15 protein-coding genes are annotated in these 16,162 nt (G+C 65.7%); 9 read left to right on the top strand and 6 right to left on the bottom strand.

Annotated elements, in window-relative coordinates; all coding sequences use genetic code 11:
* Positions 1–9: 9 nt before the first annotated feature.
* From MTX23_RS01465 to MTX23_RS01475, 3 genes are all read right to left on the bottom strand, one after another.
* Positions 10–999: an N-acetylmuramoyl-L-alanine amidase gene (locus MTX23_RS01465; RefSeq protein ID WP_280974879.1), complete on the bottom strand. Its 990-nt coding sequence runs from the start codon at positions 997–999 to the stop codon at positions 10–12.
* Positions 1,000–1,146: 147 nt separating this feature from the next.
* Positions 1,147–2,709: an alkaline phosphatase D family protein gene (locus MTX23_RS01470; RefSeq protein WP_280974880.1), complete on the bottom strand. Its 1,563-nt coding sequence runs from the start codon at positions 2,707–2,709 to the stop codon at positions 1,147–1,149.
* A 289-nt stretch (positions 2,710–2,998) separates the two neighbouring features.
* Positions 2,999–4,345 carry a TAXI family TRAP transporter solute-binding subunit gene (locus MTX23_RS01475; protein WP_280978334.1) on the bottom strand — a complete coding sequence of 449 codons (1,347 nt, stop codon included), beginning with the start codon at positions 4,343–4,345 and terminating at the stop codon, positions 2,999–3,001.
* Between the two features lie 277 nt (positions 4,346–4,622).
* Here MTX23_RS01475 and MTX23_RS01480 point away from each other — a divergent pair, with 277 nt between their 5' ends.
* Together MTX23_RS01480 and MTX23_RS01485 are read left to right on the top strand one after the other, a co-directional pair.
* Entirely contained in the window at positions 4,623–4,928 is a 306-nt protein-coding gene (locus MTX23_RS01480; protein WP_280974881.1) for a 4a-hydroxytetrahydrobiopterin dehydratase, read from the top strand.
* Positions 4,929–5,157: 229 nt separating this feature from the next.
* Positions 5,158–5,535, top strand: a complete 378-nt coding sequence (locus MTX23_RS01485) for a YkvA family protein (RefSeq protein WP_280974882.1) — start codon at positions 5,158–5,160, stop codon at positions 5,533–5,535.
* Positions 5,536–5,664: 129 nt separating this feature from the next.
* Here MTX23_RS01485 and MTX23_RS01490 read toward each other — a convergent pair whose 3' ends face one another.
* A complete protein-coding gene (locus MTX23_RS01490; RefSeq protein WP_280974883.1) occupies positions 5,665–6,645 on the bottom strand; it encodes an NADPH:quinone oxidoreductase family protein in 981 nt (326 codons plus the stop codon).
* 102 nt (positions 6,646–6,747) lie between these two features.
* Here MTX23_RS01490 and MTX23_RS01495 point away from each other — a divergent pair, with 102 nt between their 5' ends.
* From MTX23_RS01495 to argG, 6 genes are all read left to right on the top strand, one after another.
* Positions 6,748–7,587, top strand: coding sequence for an SDR family oxidoreductase (locus MTX23_RS01495; protein ID WP_280974884.1), 840 nt, complete (start codon positions 6,748–6,750; stop codon positions 7,585–7,587).
* Between the two features lie 133 nt (positions 7,588–7,720).
* On the top strand, positions 7,721–8,323 hold the full coding sequence (locus MTX23_RS01500) for an invasion associated locus B family protein (RefSeq protein WP_280974885.1): 603 nt from the start codon (positions 7,721–7,723) through the stop codon (positions 8,321–8,323).
* A gap of 185 nt (positions 8,324–8,508) precedes the next feature.
* Entirely contained in the window at positions 8,509–9,720 is a 1,212-nt protein-coding gene (gene rlmN, locus MTX23_RS01505) for a 23S rRNA (adenine(2503)-C(2))-methyltransferase RlmN (RefSeq protein ID WP_280974886.1), read from the top strand.
* Positions 9,721–9,874: 154 nt separating this feature from the next.
* Complete coding sequence (locus MTX23_RS01510; protein ID WP_280974887.1) at positions 9,875–10,360, top strand: hypothetical protein; 486 nt, start codon at positions 9,875–9,877, stop codon at positions 10,358–10,360.
* A gap of 39 nt (positions 10,361–10,399) precedes the next feature.
* A complete protein-coding gene (locus tag MTX23_RS01515; protein ID WP_280974888.1) occupies positions 10,400–11,164 on the top strand; it encodes a phosphatase PAP2 family protein in 765 nt (254 codons plus the stop codon).
* Between the two features lie 75 nt (positions 11,165–11,239).
* Entirely contained in the window at positions 11,240–12,577 is a 1,338-nt protein-coding gene (argG, locus tag MTX23_RS01520) for an argininosuccinate synthase (RefSeq protein WP_280974889.1), read from the top strand.
* A 61-nt stretch (positions 12,578–12,638) separates the two neighbouring features.
* On the opposite strand, the gene MTX23_RS01525 is transcribed toward argG, so the two are convergent.
* Positions 12,639–13,226 (bottom strand): TetR/AcrR family transcriptional regulator, encoded by a 588-nt coding sequence (locus MTX23_RS01525; RefSeq protein ID WP_280974890.1) that lies wholly within the window; start codon positions 13,224–13,226, stop codon positions 12,639–12,641.
* Between the two features lie 150 nt (positions 13,227–13,376).
* Here MTX23_RS01525 and MTX23_RS01530 point away from each other — a divergent pair, with 150 nt between their 5' ends.
* The gene (locus tag MTX23_RS01530) at positions 13,377–13,742 is read left to right on the top strand and encodes a nuclear transport factor 2 family protein (RefSeq protein WP_280974891.1); all 366 of its coding nucleotides are present in this window, start codon (positions 13,377–13,379) and stop codon (positions 13,740–13,742) included.
* Between the two features lie 266 nt (positions 13,743–14,008).
* Here MTX23_RS01530 and MTX23_RS01535 read toward each other — a convergent pair whose 3' ends face one another.
* On the bottom strand, positions 14,009–16,105 hold the full coding sequence (locus MTX23_RS01535; RefSeq protein ID WP_280974892.1) for an OmpA family protein: 2,097 nt from the start codon (positions 16,103–16,105) through the stop codon (positions 14,009–14,011).
* Positions 16,106–16,162: the final 57 nt, after the last annotated feature.

The following is a 16,162-nucleotide window of genomic DNA, read 5'->3' on the forward strand; positions in this document are numbered from 1 at the left end:
ACAGGGCGATCAGAGCGGACCGAGGATGGCCCATCGCGGCTCACAGAACTCCTTGACGGCGGCCGCGACGCTGCTGCTGATCATGTTCTGCCGTTCGGGCGAGTCCATCTCGAGCTCCTCGTCCCGGTTGATTATCGAGCCCGCCTCCAGCAACACGGCGGGCATCCGGGTCTTTCGCAGCACGATGAGCTCATCATAGCTGTAGACGCCGGTCTCCTTGTTCAGCAGCGGGTGCTGATAGCGACCCATGATGGGTTGCGTGTATTGCTCGGCATAAGGAAGCCCCTCGGCCTTTAATTCCTTGCCCATCAGTTCGGCGAACGAGAGGCTCGTCTTGAAGTCCGGATTGTCGCGGGAGACGAAGATGGAGTACCCGCTGAACCGATCGCTGTAATGGCTTTTCTTGCCCTCGAAATCCCAGTCCTCGAGCAATTTGTTGGGCACGGAGTCATGGTGGATCGACAGGAAGAGATCTGTGCGCAGATCATTGGCCGCAGCCACTCGTTTGAAGAGGCTGGGTCTGGCCTTGCCCTCAGTCACAAGGAGTCTGGTTTCGGCAAAGCCTTCGGCCTTCAATTTCTCGTCGATCAGCCGGGCAAGGCGCAGGTTGAAGGTGTACTCGGCGACATTGCGAGCGCTGATCGCGCCCTCCGATTCAGCCGTATGCCCCACATCGAGAACCATCCGGAATGTCGAGGGATCGCATTTTGCCGAGGCCGGTTTGAGAGCGGAACGAGGCAGGACGGCCGGCCCGAGGGCGGCAAGCCGCGTGGCGTGGGGTTTTGGTGAGACTCTGTGCCTGGCCAACTTGGCCGGCCTCACGCGCTTTGGCGATCCGGCGTGCTTTGACGAGCTCTTGAAGATATGCGGCAGCCTGCCGGCATCGCTGGCTTCGATCGGCAGCAGCACGAACGCTGCTATGGCGACGACAATGAGGTGGCACGGCCGAGACCCCGCGACGATGCCACCGAGCACGCGAATGGACTCGTAGCGCCTCATGCTCCGCCCCTCCGGGCCCCCAGCACAACGGCTCTGATATCGATACCGGAACAGGTCGGTGACGTCCATCCCCGGTCAATCGCGTCGCCCCGGCCTTGGGCCAGGGACGTCCAGGAAAGGGGCGGTTCCGTAGTGGATGCGACCGGACTACGCCTGCTTCGGATCGAGCGTGATCGACCACAATTCGGCGTCGGCACGATCGCGCAGGCTCACCGTCATCTGTCCGCTCTTGCCGTCGATCTTGACGTGACCGAAGAACTGCATGCCGGCCGACGGCGGCAGGTTCTGGTTCGCTTCGCCCGGCGCCTTCACGAACTTCACTTCGGGGCCGAACGTGTTGTCGAGTTCGTTCGGGCCGAACGTACCGGCATGCAGCGGGCCGGAGACGAATTCCCAGAACGGATCGAACTCCTGGAACTGCGCCTTGTTCGGGTTGTAGTAGTGCGCGGCGGCGTAGTGCACGTCGGCGGTCAGCCACACCGTGTTGACGATTCCAGCGGTCTTGATGAAGCGCAGGACGTCGGCGATCTCGAGCTCGCGGCCGCGTGCCGGACCGTCGCCCTGCGCGAAGGCTTCCGAACCCTTCTTGTTGGCCGCGTCGTCATAGACGAGGAGGGAGAGCGGCATGTCGGAGGCGATCACCTTCCAGGTGGCGCGCGAGTTGAGCAAGCCGCGCTTCAGCCAGGCGAGCTGGTCGGGCCCGAGGAAATAGGCGTCGGGACCATAGGTCTCCTGCAGGTTCGGGCCGTTGGGGCCGCGATAGCTGCGCTCGTCGAGCATGAAGACGTCGAGCAGCGGGCCGTAGCTCAACGTGCGGTAGACCCGGCCCGGCTCGACGATGCTCTCGCGCATCGGATACATCTCGTGGAAGGCACGGGCCGAACGCGCGGCAAGCAGCATGATGTCGCGCTCCTTGTAGGCGTCGGGCAGTTGCTTCGACAGCGACCAGTTGTTCATCACTTCGTGATCGTCCCACTGCACGAAGATCGGCACTTCGGCATTGAAGGCGCGCAGATTCTCGTCGAGGAAATTGTATTTGTGGGCGGCACGGAATTCGTTGAGCGTCTCGGCGACCTTGGCCTTTTCCGGAATTGTGATGTTCTTCCAGATCTTGCCGTCGGGCTGCTTCTGCTCGGCCGTGATGATGCCGTCAGCATAGATGGTGTCGCCGGAATGCAGGAAGAAATCCGGCTTGTGCTTCTTCATGGCGGAGAAGGTGACCATACCGCCGTCATCGGGATTGATGCCCCAGCCCTGGCCGGCCACGTCGCCGCCCCACACGAAGGAGACGTCGCGGCGATCGCTCGGCGCGGTGCGGAAGCGGCCGATCACCGGCTCGCCTGCGATGTCGATGTGGGAGAGATCGCGGAAGCGCACGCGATAGAAGATGTCCTGGCCGGAGGGCAGGTTCTCCAGCAGCATCTTGGCGGTGAAGTCGCTCTCCGGCAGCGCCGCGATCGGCGGCAGCGTGCGCGCATCCTTGAACGATTCCGTGGTCGCGACCTCGACCATCATCTGCGACGGGCGATCGGCCCGGGCCCAGACCACGCCGCCGTCGACACCGACGTCGCCGGACTGCACACCATGGGTGATCGCCGGCCGGTCGGCAGCGCGGGAGAGATAAGGCATCGCAACGACGCCGGCCCCGGTCGCTGCCGCGGTGGACAGGAAGCGTCGGCGAGTGATCTTGCGCGAAAACCGGATCGTCATGGGGGCCTCCAGGAATAGGACGCGACACTGCGCCGCAAGCTCGCAAAGACCTAGAAAAATTCCATGACGGAGAGATTACAGGGAGTGGCTGCGCGGGGGAGAACTGCGACGTGCCTCGTAAGGTGAGCACGTCTGTCAGGCTCCCTCTCCCGCTTGCGGGGGAGGGTGGGGTGGGGGCTTCCTCCGCGAATGATGCCGCGGAGAGAGCCCCCCACCCGCCGCGCTACGCGCGTCGGCCTCCCCCGCAAGCGGGAGAGGCGGAATGAGTTCGCGGAGAGGGAGTCGTCCCTTATGCCGAGCCCGCCGCGCGGAACTGGGTGGCGGCGCGCTGCAGGTTCTGCGGCATGCTCATCAACAGCGCCTTGCGGTCGGCGACCGCGTTGTGGAACTGCTCGAGCGCGATGTTGAACGCGGTCAGCGTGCCCTGTTCGATCGCGCCACGCTCGAAGCACACCAGCGTGTCGCGCAGGATGTCGTCGGCCTCCGCCTGCATCTGGTCGAGCTCATCGGTCGAATCGCTGCGCCGCGCGGCCTTCAGCATGTCCAGCAGGCGATCGCGCTGCGAGGTGTTGGTGTTGCGTTCGTCCTGCTTGAGATAGCCGGCGAACCACGCGCCGGCCGAGCCCATCGCCGAGAGCGCCATCAGGCTCCACCAGATGTAATCGCTGTAGCGGTCGAGGAAGGTCTTTTCCTCGCCATCGACGAAGGCGGCGGCGCCCGGATGCACCGGGATGACGGCGTCCTTGTCGGTGTCGGGGGTCTCGATCTTGGCGGCGAGCGGGAAATCGCTCTTCAGCGACTGCCGGATCGAGAACAATTGCCGCGTAAACGCTGCCACCGTCGATTCCGATAGGCCTTTGCGGGCGACGATGTGATGCGAGAAGCTGATGGTCTTGACCTCGTCCTCCGGCCGGTCGGCAGAGCCGAGCGAGCCGGCGGGGATTTCCGAGGCTTCATAGGCCGGATGGTTCTGCGCGATCGCCTCGGAGGCATCGATGGCGAGGAAGGTCGGCTCGTTGCCGTCATGGGCCGATGCCGCGATCGCGTCGATCGTGATCTTGCTGTTGGCGGGACCTGCGGCGAGATAGGCGTCGGCCTTCTGGTTGCGGATCGCCTCGACCGCCTCATTGACCGGGAACTGGACGATATCGACCTTCATCGGGTCGATGCCATATTGCACCAGGATCATCTTGAGCAGATTGACGTTGGCCTGGGTACGGCCAACGACGCCGATCTTGTGGCCGGCAAGCTGCGCGATCTTGGTGATCTTCGGGCCCTTCCGCCGCTTGCCTTTCGCCGCGGGTGGAACCCACATCACCACGACATTCTTGCGCAGCGTCGCAACCGCCTGTGCGTTCTTCGGCACTTCGAGATCGCCGCGGATGATGGCGAGATCGGCCTTGCCTTCGGCGAGCACCTGCGCGCTCGCCGGAGCGCCATCGGTTTGCATCGGGCGAAGCTTGACCTGGCTATTCGCCTGGTTGTTGAAAGCCTGGGCCAGTGTCTGCACCAGCTTGACATCGTCGCTGTTGGGCGGGCCGACCGCGATGCGCAGCGTCACCGGCCGCATCGCGAAATAATAGCCTGCAGCCATCGTGCCGATGATGGCGAGCACACCCGCGATCAGCACGAATATCAGCCGTTGCCGCGCAGAACGGGGCGGCTTCGGCAATATGTCGGCGGGGCCAGTGCCGTTGGTCATCGATCTCGCAAACAAAAGCTTGGGGCTCAATCTCAAAAGGGCCGGCGCGCATACATCCCCGATTTGTAGCAAATTCCGGGGACGACCGACGTTACATCTCCGTCATGGTGAGCAGCGGCGATAGGACGCAATTTCGGCCTTAATTTCGGCGTGGATCCCATCGCGCAGGCCGGCCGTTAGGTTAAGGTTGGGGCCAAACAGGAGGGCTGTCATGGTGGAATTGCTGTCGGCGGAAGCAAGGAAGGCCGCGCTCTGGGAATTGGCCGGCTGGGCGGAGATGCCTGGCCGTGCGGCCATCACAAAGACCTTCGTGTTCAAGGACTTCAACGAAGCTTTTGGCTTTATGTGTCGCGCGGCCTTGGTCGCGGAAAAGAACGACCATCATCCTGAATGGAAGAACGTCTACAAGACGGTCGAGGTCATGCTGGCGACCCACGAGGTCGGCGGGGTGACCAAACGCGACATCGAGCTCGCCAAGGCCATGAACGCGATCGCAAGGCAGCTCGGGGTGAGCTGACTTTGTCAGCCCTCATGGCGAGGAGCGCGGAACGCGCGTCTCTGGACGATGCTGCGCATCGCCAGGCGAACCATGAGGCCCGGGCCTGCATCCTTCGAGACGCTGCTTCGCGGCTCCTCGGGATGAGGGGTCGGGGCGTTGATGCAGCGCGCCTTGCGGCGGCCGTCTGACATCACCAGATTCGCAGCGAACGTCGCCCGACTGCCGCGCGGCGTCGAGGAGCCTTGCGATGGCATCGACCGAACACAGCGTGGGATTCGAGCCCGCCGACCGGCTGGCCCAGGATCGCGAAAGCGTGCGCCGCCGCTTCTGGATCAAGTTCAAGAAGGTGGTGGCGCGGCTGCCTTTCGCCGAGGATCTGCTCGCCGCTTATTACTGCGCCTTCGACCGCCAGACGCCGCGCCATGTGCAGGCGGCGCTGCTTGGCGCCATCGCCTATTTCATCCTGCCGTTCGACTTCATTCCCGACATGATGCCGATCCTCGGCTTCACCGACGATGCGGCGGTGCTCGCGACCGCGATCCGCATGGTGGCAAGCCACATCACGCCCGAGCATCGCGAGGCCGCGCGTGCCGCGCTGAAACGCGCCACGCTGAGCGAGGAGTAAGCGCCGCGTAGCCCGGATGAAGCGAAGCGCAATCCGGCGCCGATGAACCGTCCCGGATTTCGCTGAGCCTGTCATCGGGCGCGCGTTCGCGCGACCCGTTGGCTTCATCCGAGGCTACGCGATCTCTTCTCAGCTTCCCGGATGCAGGATCACCTTGCCCATCGCCTTGCGGCCGGCGAGCACCTTCAGGGCTTCCGCGGTCTGCGACAGCGGGAAGGTGCGGTCGACATGCGATGAGATCTTGCCTTCCGCGGTCCACTGCACGAGCTTCTCGAGGTTCTTGCGGTTCTTCTCCGGATTCTGCCGCGCCCATGCGCCCCAGAACACGCCTCTGATGTCGCAGCCCTTCAGGAGCGCGAGGTTGAGCGGGATCTTCGGGATCTCGCCGGCGGCAAAGCCGATCACCAGGAAGCGGCCTTCCCACGCGGTCGAGCGCAGCGCAGCTTCGGCGTAAGCGCCGCCGACCGGATCGAACACGATGTCGGCGCCCTTGCCGCCGGTCAGCTTGCGCAGACCTTCCTTCAAATCTTCCTTGGCGTAGTTCAGCGTCAGCTCGGCGCCGTGCTGCTTGGCGAATTCGAGCTTCTCGTCCGACGAGGCGCAGGCGATCACCTTCAGGCCCATCAGTTTGCCGAGTTCGCAAGCGGCAAGTCCGGTGCCGCCGGCGGCGCCGAGCACCGCGAGCGTCTCGCCCGGCTTCGGGCTCGCGCGATCTTCCAGCGCATGCAGCGCGGTGCCGTAGATGATGATGATGCCGGCGGCGCGGTCATAGTCGAGATTGTCGGGGATCTTCACGATCGCATTCGCCGGCAGCGCGATCTTGTCGCGCGCGCCGTTATGGCCGCAGGACGCCACGACGCGGTCGCCGGGCTTGAGATCGGTGACGCCTTCGCCGACGCTCTCGATCACGCCTGCGACTTCCGCAGCCGGCGAGAACGGGAACGGCGGCTTGATCTGGTACTTGCCCTGGATCATCAAGATGTCGAAGAAGTTCAGCGCAGCCGCCTTGATCGCGATCACGGCTTCGCCGGGACCTGCCGCGGGATCCGGCACGTCAGCCAGCACGAGATCGTCGGGTTGACAGTATTGCGAGCAGAGGATGGCTTTCATGGACACACCTGATTTTCGGACACACAAAGGTTTCAGCGTTCTAGGCTGAGAGCTTCATGCCGGATTTACGGCGGAGCGACAATACAAGCGGAGGATCAAACTATGTTTGAAAAAGGCCTGCTGGCGAACAAGCGCATCCTGATCACCGGCGGCGGCTCCGGCCTTGGCGCTGTCATGGGGCGTCGCTTTGCCGAGCTTGGCGCCGAACTGATCATTTGTGGTCGTCGGCAGGAATTGCTGGAGGAGACCGCAGGAAAATTCCGCAGCGAATTTGGCGCGAAAGTCTCCACCGCGCGATGCGATATTCGCGATGGCGCTGCGGTTGAAGCGATGATGGACCAGATCTGGCAGGAGGCGCCGATCGACGTACTCGTCAACAATGCTGCCGCAACCTTCATCGCGCAGACCGAACATCTGTCATTCCGCGCGGCGGACGCGATTCTCGCCCCGACGCTGCACGGCACGCTGTATTGCACGCTCGCAGCCGGCCGCCGCTGGATCGAGGGCAAGCACAAGGGCGTGGTGCTCTCGATTCTTTCGACCTCGACCATCACCGGCCGCGCCTTCACCGTGCCGTCGTCGATGGCCAAGACCGCGGTGCTGGCGATGACCAAGAGCCTCGCGGTCGAGTGGGGTCCGAAGGGCATCCGCACGGTGGCGATTGCGCCCGGTGCGTTCCCGACGCCCGGCGCCACCGGACAGTTGCGTCCCGAGGGCCGCGGCGAGAGCTGGTCGCACCGCAATCCGCTCGGCCGCGCCGGCGAGCATTCCGAACTTGCCAACCTCGCGACCTTCCTGATCTCCGACCAGGCCGGCTACATCAACGGCGAGATGGTGGTGCAGGACGGCGGCTCTCACTTGCGCAGTTCCGGCGCGGAGGACCTGCTGCAATGGACCGACGCGCAGTGGGAGAAGCAGCGCGCAGCGCGCGCCAAGAGGTGACGCGCCGCTTCTGTGCCGCACGCTCGTCTCCTGGCGTAACTGCCTTCCCAAGAAGACGTTTCCCGGTTATCCATCCGAGCCGGCGGAGGGGAATCGCCGAGCCATCTTCCAGTCACAATGATGGGGGAACCAGTTGGCCGTGCGGCAAATACTGACATCGCTGGTTGCGGGTAGTCTGGTGTGCGGGATCATCTCGCTTGCACCGGCGCACGCTGCGCCGAAACAAACTGCGCCGAAGAAGGAAGCAGCCAAGCCCGCGTCGCCTGCCGCGGCTGCGGCCGGCGGTGCGGAGCCGACGCTGATCGGCCAATACGGCACCTGGGGTGCCTACATGGCTTCGCCGAACGGCAAGAAGGTCTGCTTCGCGCTCGCCAAGCCGTCGTCGTCGAAGACCAATCCGCCGAACAGGCCGCGCGATCCGGCCTATGCCTTCGTCTCGACCCGTCCGGCGGAAAAGGTCGTCAACGAAGTCTCGGTCATGATCGGTTACACCCTGAAGCCGGGCTCCGAATCGACGCTCCAGGTCGGCGGCGGGACCTACGCGATGTACACGCAGGGTGACGGCCTCTGGATCAAGAACGCGGCCGAGGAGGAGCGGATGGTGGAAGCCATGCGCAAATCGGGTGAGGCGACGGTGAAAGCGGTCTCGGCCAAGGGCACAGAGACCACCGATACGTTCTCGCTGAAGGGCCTGTCGCAGGCGCTCGACCGGCTGGCGCACGACTGCCGACGCTAAGTCCGAATCAGCGTTGTTTATCGGCGGCAGAAGGCCTATTTGAGGGTTGGTTCCCCTCATGGGTGAGAAGGCATCAGGGCCATCTCGAGCCATGCGGCCCGGCCGATGGCCTCATTCTTCGAGATGCGGCGGAGGCGCCGCTCCTTAAGGGTGAGGATCGGAAATCCCACAAGCACAGACACGCGATGACCGCAGAATCGATCGTTCAACATGCCACGGCCAATACGCTGGTCGAAAAGGTTCCGCTCGAAACCTATGTGCCGCCGGCCAAGCCGTCGCTGATCGGGTTGTCGCGCGCCGAGATCGCCGATCGCCTCGGCGAGGTCGGAGTTCCGCCGTCGCAACGCAAGATGCGCACGCAGCAGCTTTGGCACTGGATGTATTTCCGCGGCGCCAGGAACTTCGCCGAGATGACCAACGTCTCGAAGGACATGCGCGCCGAACTCGAGAAGCATTTTACCGTCGACCGTCCCGAGGTCGTCGCCGAGCAGATCTCCAATGACGGCACGCGCAAATGGCTGCTCAGGCTGCCGAGCGGCGACAAGCTCGAGAAGCCGCATGAGGTCGAGTGCGTCTACATCCCGGAGACCGATCGCGGCACGCTGTGCGTCTCCTCGCAGGTCGGCTGCACGCTGAACTGCGCGTTCTGCCACACCGGCACGCAGCGGCTGGTGCGCAACCTCACCGCCGGCGAGATCGTCGGCCAGGTGATGGTGGCGCGCGACCGGCTGAACGATTGGGGCGATCGCGAGAACGGCTCGCGCCTCGTCACCAACATCGTGATGATGGGCATGGGCGAGCCGCTCTATAATTTCGACGCGGTGCGCGATGCACTGCTGATCGTCGCCGACAATGAAGGCATCGGCATTTCCCGCCGCCGCATCACGCTGTCGACCTCGGGCGTGGTGCCGAACATCAAGCGCACCGGCGAGGAGATCGGCGTGATGCTCGCGATCTCGCTGCATGCGGTGCGCGATGAGCTGCGCAACGAGCTGGTGCCGCTCAATCGCAAATATCCGATTCAAGAACTGCTGCAGGCCTGCCGCGACTATCCCGGCGCGTCGAACGCGCGGCGCATCACCTTCGAATATGTGATGCTCAAGGGCGTCAACGATTCGCTCGATGACGCGAGGCTATTGGTGAGGCTGCTCAAGGGCATTCCGGCCAAGATCAATCTCATTCCGTTCAACCCGTGGCCGGGCACGGCCTACGAATGCTCGGACTGGGAGCAGATCGAGAAATTCTCCGAATACATCTTCAATGCCGGCTATTCCTCGCCGGTGCGCACGCCGCGCGGCCGCGACATCCTCGCCGCCTGCGGCCAGCTCAAGTCGGAAACCGAAAAGCTCTCGGCGCGCGAGCGCCAGGCGCTGCGCGCGATGGCGATGACGGATTGAGAAGTGTCTCCATATTTCGTCATGGCCGGGCTTGTCCCGGCCATCCACGTCTTGGCTTTCTCTCCCCGAGAGAAGACGTGGATGCCCGGGCCAGGCCCGGGCATGACGATCGAGTGGGTTGGTGCCCAGCCTTATCTGACAATGGAATGACCCAATGGCCCTGATCGGCCGCCTGTTCGTCGTCGCCTTCGCATTCCTGGTGGCCTGCCTTGCCGCCGGCATCATCGTGGTCGGCGCGGTGCTCTATCCCGAGATCAGCGATTTCGGCGCGCAGATCGACCAGAGCGCGATCAATATCGTGCTCGGCTTTGGCTTCATCTTCATTTCCGGTTTTGCGCTGCTGCCGGCGCTGATCATCGTGCTGATCACCGAGGCCTTCTACGTCAGGAGCGTGTTGGCCTATGCCGTGGGCGGCGCGCTGGTCGGCGCGGCCTGCTATCTCGGCCTGGTGCCGTTCGATCCCGACACCATGCAATTCCATGGCATCGTGCAGCGGCACATGGAGATCATGACCGGCGCCGGCATCGTCGCGGGCCTGGTCTATTGGCTGATCGCCGGCCGCACCGCCGGCGCCTGGCGCGAGCCGTCGCGTCCCTTGCCACCGCCGCCGCTGCCGTCGCAGACGCCGCCGCAGCCGTGAAGCTTCCCATGCTCATCCGCCTCGGCTAAACCGCGCGCCATGAACCGGACCGGACTTGTCATCGCGCTCGGGCTTGCGCTCGTCATCGGCCTCCTGTTCGGGATCTATCCCGAGCTCGACCTGAAGCTGGCGGCGCTGTTCTACGACAGCACGCAGAAGGCGTTCCCGCTGAGGGCCGATGGGCTCGCGGCGTTCGCGCGCGACGCGGCGATGTGGATCGCCTGGGCGCTGGTGCTGCCGGCGATCGTGGCGATCGTGGTGAAGTTCATCCGGCCGGACCGGCCGATGCTGATGTCGCCCCGCGCGGCGGTCTTCCTGCTCGCCACGATGCTGCTCTCGGCCGGCGTGCTCACCAACCTCACCTTCAAGAGCTATTGGGGCCGGCCGCGCCCGGTGGCGGTCGCCCAGTTCGGCGGCGAGCTTCCGTTCGTCGCGTGGTGGGATCCGCGCGGCGCCTGCCCGCGCAACTGCTCGTTCTTCTCCGGCGAGGGCGCGACCGCGTTCTGGACCTATGCGCCGGCGGCGCTGGCGCCGGCCGCTTGGCGGCCGCTCGCCTACGTCGGGGCCACCGTGTTCGGCGTGGTCACCAGCGGGCTCAGGATGGCCTTTGGCGGCCATTTCTTCACCGACGTGGCGATCGCGGGCCTTGTGTCCTTCCTGGTGATCTGGCTGTTCTATGCCCTGATCTACCGCTGGGCCGCCACTCGCCTGACCGACGAACAGGTCGATGCGGCGCTGACGCGGCTGGCCATGCCCGGCCACCGGCTGATGCAGCGTTGGCGCGGCCGCGAAAGCCGCGATTAAAGGCGTGCCCAGCCTTCCGAAATTTGATATTCGCCAGCTCCAAACACCCCTGATTTCGACCGATTGGACCGTTCCATGAGTACGATTCTGAAAAGCCTGCCCAAGGGAGAGAAAGTCGGCATCGCATTCTCGGGCGGGCTCGACACCAGCGCGGCGCTGCTCTGGATGAAGCAGAAGGGCGCCCGCGTCTTCGCCTATACCGCCAATCTTGGCCAGCCCGACGAGGCCGATTACGACGCGATCCCGCGCAAGGCGATGGACTTCGGCGCCGAGAAGGCGCGCCTGGTCGATTGCCGCACGCAACTGGTCCATGAGGGCATTGCCGCGATCCAGTCGGGCGCCTTCCACATCTCGACCGGCGGCATCACCTATTTCAACACCACCCCGCTCGGCCGCGCCGTAACCGGCACGATGCTGGTCGCCGCCATGCAGGAGGACGGCGTCAACATCTGGGGCGACGGCTCGACCTTCAAGGGCAACGACATCGAGCGCTTCTATCGCTACGGCCTTTTGACCAATCCGAGCCTGCGGATCTACAAGCCCTGGCTTGACCAGCAGTTCATCGACGAGCTCGGCGGCCGCGCCGAGATGTCGGCGTTCATGACCGTGCATGGCTTCGCCTATAAGATGAGTGCCGAGAAGGCGTACTCGACCGACAGCAATCTGCTCGGCGCAACGCATGAGGCGAAGGATCTCGAGCAGCTCGACAGCGGCATCACCATCGTCAACCCGATCATGGGCGTGCCGTTCTGGCGCGCCGATTGCGACGTCAAGCCCGAGAAGGTTGTGGTGCGCTTCGAGGAGGGCCAGCCGGTCGCGCTGAACGGCAAGACTTTTGCCGATCCGGTCGCACTGTTCCTCGAGGCCAACGCGATCGGCGGCCGCCACGGTCTCGGCATGAGCGACCAGATCGAGAACCGCATCATCGAGGCGAAGAGCCGCGGCATCTACGAGGCGCCCGGCATGGCGCTGCTGCACATCGCCTATGAGCGGCTGGTCACCGGCATCCATAACGAGGACACCATCGAGCAGTATCGCATCAGCGGTCTTCGCCTCGGTCGCCTGCTCTATCAGGGCCGCTGGTTCGATTCGCAGGCTTTGATGCTGCGCGAGACCGCGCAGCGCTGGGTGGCGCGCGCTATCACCGGCGAGGTGACGCTCGAGCTGCGCCGCGGCAACGACTACTCGATATCAAACACCGAGAGCCCGAACCTGACCTATGCGCCGGAACGGCTCAGCATGGAGAAGGTCGAGGACGCGCCGTTCACGCCGGTCGACCGCATCGGCCAGCTCACGATGCGCAACCTCGATATCGCCGACACCCGCGCCAAGCTCGGGCTCTACGGCAAGACCGGCCTGCTCTCGAGCGGCGAGGGCTCGCAGATCTTCCAGCTCGAAAGCGACAAGGGCTAAGGCGGCGGACACAAGCTCTCAGTCGTCCATGCCTTCGCAGGGACGACAGGAGAGAGTTCGGCTACTTCACCCGCAGCGCATCCAGCAGCGAACGGAACGCGCGCGCGTAGTCGGTGCCGGCCTTGCCAATGTCGGGGCCGGCGGAGACCGCAACCGCGGCCTCCGTCACCGCCCCGAGCAGCAGCCGCGCCAGCGGCTCGATCGGCTGCTTGGCGATCACGCCGGCCTCCATCGCAGCAGTCAGCGCGTGTGAAAACTTGCCGCCGAAATGCCTGGCGTCGATCTCGCGCCAGCGCTCCCAGCCGAGCACGGCGGGGCCATCACGCAGGATGATCTGGCCGGTCGGACCCTTGGAGCACGCCGCGAAATACCCCTGCGTGCCGGCCGCCATCGCGGCGAGCGGATCGTTCTCGGCGCGCGCGACGCGGTCGAGATCGGCGACGAGATCGACCGAGACCTGCTCGAACACCGCCTCGAACACCGCCTCCTTGGTCGCGAAGTGATGATAGACCGCGCCTTTCGCCACGCGTGCACCGGCGGCGATGTCGTCCATCGTCGTCGCCGTAAAGCCGCGCTCGCCGAAGATGCGCCGCGCCGCCTTGACGATCGAAGTCCTGGTTTTCTCGCGCCGTTCGGCCTGGGTTGCCATGCTCTTTGTCTAGCGCAGTTCCAGAAACAAGCCAATTGACTTACAAACTATCAGTCGGTAAATACCGACCATTAGTCTGTAACTTGAGCGACGCGACAAATGCGAAGCGTTTGCGCGGCGATCATGCCCGGACAATCAGGGAGATCCCTCATGCCCTCACTAGAGACCCTGCAGGCGTTCGCCGATACGGTGGAATCCAACGATCATGTCGGCGCGATCATGAATTTCTACGCCGCCGATGCCCGCACTCAGGAGAATGTCGGCGAATGGCGCGTCGGCCGCGAGGCGCTGGTGGCGCGCGAGGCCGCGGTGCTGGCGCAGGTCGCCGGCGTCAAGACCACGCGGCTCGGACCGCTGCTGATCGACGGCGATCACTCCGCGATCTGCTGGCGGTTCGAGTTCACCGGCAAGGACGGCAAGGTCCGCAGCATGGAAGAGGTTGCCTGGCAGACCTGGCGCGGCGACGAGCTGATCGAGGAGCGCTTCTTCTACGATCCGCAGCAGATGGCGGGGTGAAGGGCAGTGCTCGAGTTCTCGCCGCATCGCAGATGCGCTCCCTCTCCCGCTTGCGGGGGAGGGTCAGGGTGGGGGTGTCGCCACGAAGGCGCCGTTCATTTGGGTGGAGACAACCCCACCCGACGCGCTTCGCGCGTCGGCCTCCCCGCAAGCGGGAGAGGCGTCAGGAAGCGGCGTAGTTCGACCATCAATTCACAATCGCTGCACAACAAAAAATGGCCGGGATCGCTCCCGGCCATTTCGCTTTATTGCGCTTAACCGTCGGCTCAGTGCGGCGGTGCCGCAGCCGCCTGATCGCCGTTGAGCAGCGGGGTGATGCGGCGGACGGTGACGCGCCGGTTGATGCGGCTCGGTCCGTCGGTCTGCTCCTTCAGATACTGCTTGCCGTAGCCCTGCGACGTCAGGTTCTCCGCCGGCACGCCGAACTGCTGGGTCAGCAATTCGGCCGCGGCCTGCGCGCGGCGATCCGACAGCGACAGATTGTCGACGTCGTTGCCGACCGCGTCGGTGTGACCCTCGATCAGGAACACCTCGCGCGGGTTGCGCTGGATCGCCCGGTTGAGGCCGTCGGCAATCACCTGCAGCTTCGCAGCCTGGTCCGGCGGGATCGCCCACGATCCGGTGTCGAAGTTGATGGTGTTGATGTCGATCGACGGCATCAACATGCGCACGTTCGGGCTGTAGCGGATCTCGTCGAGCGAATAACGTCGCTGGATCCGGTCCACCGGCGGCGCTTCCATGGTCTCGTAGATCACATCGGGCGACGCATCCTCCGCGCTGACGATGTAGCGGTCATAGGGAATGCTGACCACCGGCGGTGGCGCGTCGACATAGAAACCGCCGACCGCCTGCGGATCGCGGTAGGTGTTGTCGATGATCACGAGCTCACGCCCGCGGGGATCCCTACGGATTCGCCGCAGCAGCTGACCGTCCGGACCGACCACGGTGATGATCTCGCTGCCGTCGGGACGGATCACGACGGTGCGGGTTTCGCCGCCGACGGTCTCGGTGCGGATGTCGCGGGCGCCATAGCGGAAGCGATACAGATCGTTGCCGCGCACGTACTCCTGCCCGCTCGGATCGCGGATGATGATGCGGTCGGGCTCGGTGTAGATCGTGCGGCCGCCTTCGACGACCTCCTGCCGCTGATTGTGGAGGTCGGCGATAGTCGCGCCGATCACCGCGCCGGCCACCACGCCTGCGCCGATGGCGAGCGGTGTCAGGTCACGCCGCGGCGGTGCTGGTGGTGGCGGCAGCGGAGCCGCAACCGCAGGCGCGGCCCGGAAGGCGGGCGCAACCGTCGGCGGGGCGTATTGCGCCCTGCCGGGCGGCGGCGCTGCGGCCGCAGAGCCTGGGACCACAGTCGGGGCAGCGGCGCCCGCCGGCAGCGGGGGCCGGGCCGGGCCGCCGGCCTGCGGGCTGGCCGGTGCCGTCGGCAATGCACCGGGACGCGCGGGCGGCGTCGCACCGCCCGCCGCCGGAGGCTGCGTGGGCAGGGTGCCCGGACGCGCCGGAGGCTGTCCGCCGGCAGTAGGCGGTGTTGTGGCCGAAGGTGTAGGCGCAGGCGTGGCTGCGGCGGGCGGTGTGCCCGGGGCCGGCCTTGCACCGGCGGCTGGCGGTCCGCCCTGCGGGCGCGCGCCGGGGGCCGGAGCTGCCGGCGTCTGCGCAGCGGGCGGTGACGTCGGCAATGCACCGGGCCGCGCTCCAGGAGTCGCACCAGGAGCCGCGCTTGGCGCCGGGCTCGGCGCGTGCGCCGGACCGGCCGCGGGCGGCGGCGTCGGAGCCGGACGCGTTGGTGCGGCCGCAGGCGGCGCTGGCGGGGTCGGGCGCGCAGGCGCTGCTGCCGGCGGCGGTGTCGGAGACGGCCGCGTAGGTGCAGCAGCGGGCGGCGCTGGTGGGGTGGGGTGTGCGGCCGCGGGCGGCGGGGTCGGAGCCGGCCGTGCCGGGGCGGCTGCCGGCGGAGTGGGGTGTGCGGGCGCGGGCGGCGTGGGGTGCGTGGGCGGCGTGGGGTGCGTGGGCGCGGGCGGTGCAGGCCGCGCGACCGGAGGTGCCGGCGGGGTCGGACGTGCCGGCGCGGCGGCAGGCGGCGGCGTCGGCCGCGCGGGGGCCGCGGGCGGGGGCGGCGTGGGATGCGGAGCCGCTGCCGGAGGCTGTGCCGGACGCGGTGCGCCGGCCGGCGGTGCCGGATGCGCCGGGCCGCCCGGTGTGGGGCGCGCCTTAGGCTTTCCGTCGGGTCCGACCTCTTCCCTCGGTTGCGCCTGCGCGACGACAAGCGGCGATGTTTGTGCGTGCGACGCTGTGGCAGCGAACTGCATCACCGTCAGCGCAGTCGTGGCAAGCAGCACGAGACGAAGCTTTGTCATGTAGTGGAATCCCCGGAGAAACGTCTGGGCAGGAAGGAAACGAGAGAACCGAACAAT

The organism is Bradyrhizobium sp. ISRA436, from assembly GCF_029910015.1.
Classification (GTDB): domain Bacteria; phylum Pseudomonadota; class Alphaproteobacteria; order Rhizobiales; family Xanthobacteraceae; genus Bradyrhizobium.

Bases quoted from the DNA above. Each gene is read 5' to 3' on its own strand.
- MTX23_RS01465 (WP_280974879.1), bottom strand. From the start codon at position 999: ATGAGGCGCTACGAGTCCATTCGCGTGCTCGGTGGCATCGTCGCGGGG.
- MTX23_RS01470 (WP_280974880.1), bottom strand. From the start codon at position 2,709: ATGACGATCCGGTTTTCGCGCAAGATCACTCGCCGACGCTTCCTGTCC.
- MTX23_RS01480 (WP_280974881.1), top strand. From the start codon at position 4,623: ATGGTGGAATTGCTGTCGGCGGAAGCAAGGAAGGCCGCGCTCTGGGAA.
- MTX23_RS01485 (WP_280974882.1), top strand. From the start codon at position 5,158: ATGGCATCGACCGAACACAGCGTGGGATTCGAGCCCGCCGACCGGCTG.
- MTX23_RS01490 (WP_280974883.1), bottom strand. From the start codon at position 6,645: ATGAAAGCCATCCTCTGCTCGCAATACTGTCAACCCGACGATCTCGTG.
- MTX23_RS01495 (WP_280974884.1), top strand. From the start codon at position 6,748: ATGTTTGAAAAAGGCCTGCTGGCGAACAAGCGCATCCTGATCACCGGC.
- rlmN (WP_280974886.1), top strand. From the start codon at position 8,509: ATGACCGCAGAATCGATCGTTCAACATGCCACGGCCAATACGCTGGTC.
- MTX23_RS01510 (WP_280974887.1), top strand. From the start codon at position 9,875: ATGGCCCTGATCGGCCGCCTGTTCGTCGTCGCCTTCGCATTCCTGGTG.
- MTX23_RS01515 (WP_280974888.1), top strand. From the start codon at position 10,400: ATGAACCGGACCGGACTTGTCATCGCGCTCGGGCTTGCGCTCGTCATC.
- argG (WP_280974889.1), top strand. From the start codon at position 11,240: ATGAGTACGATTCTGAAAAGCCTGCCCAAGGGAGAGAAAGTCGGCATC.
- MTX23_RS01525 (WP_280974890.1), bottom strand. From the start codon at position 13,226: ATGGCAACCCAGGCCGAACGGCGCGAGAAAACCAGGACTTCGATCGTC.
- MTX23_RS01530 (WP_280974891.1), top strand. From the start codon at position 13,377: ATGCCCTCACTAGAGACCCTGCAGGCGTTCGCCGATACGGTGGAATCC.
- MTX23_RS01535 (WP_280974892.1), bottom strand. From the start codon at position 16,105: ATGACAAAGCTTCGTCTCGTGCTGCTTGCCACGACTGCGCTGACGGTG.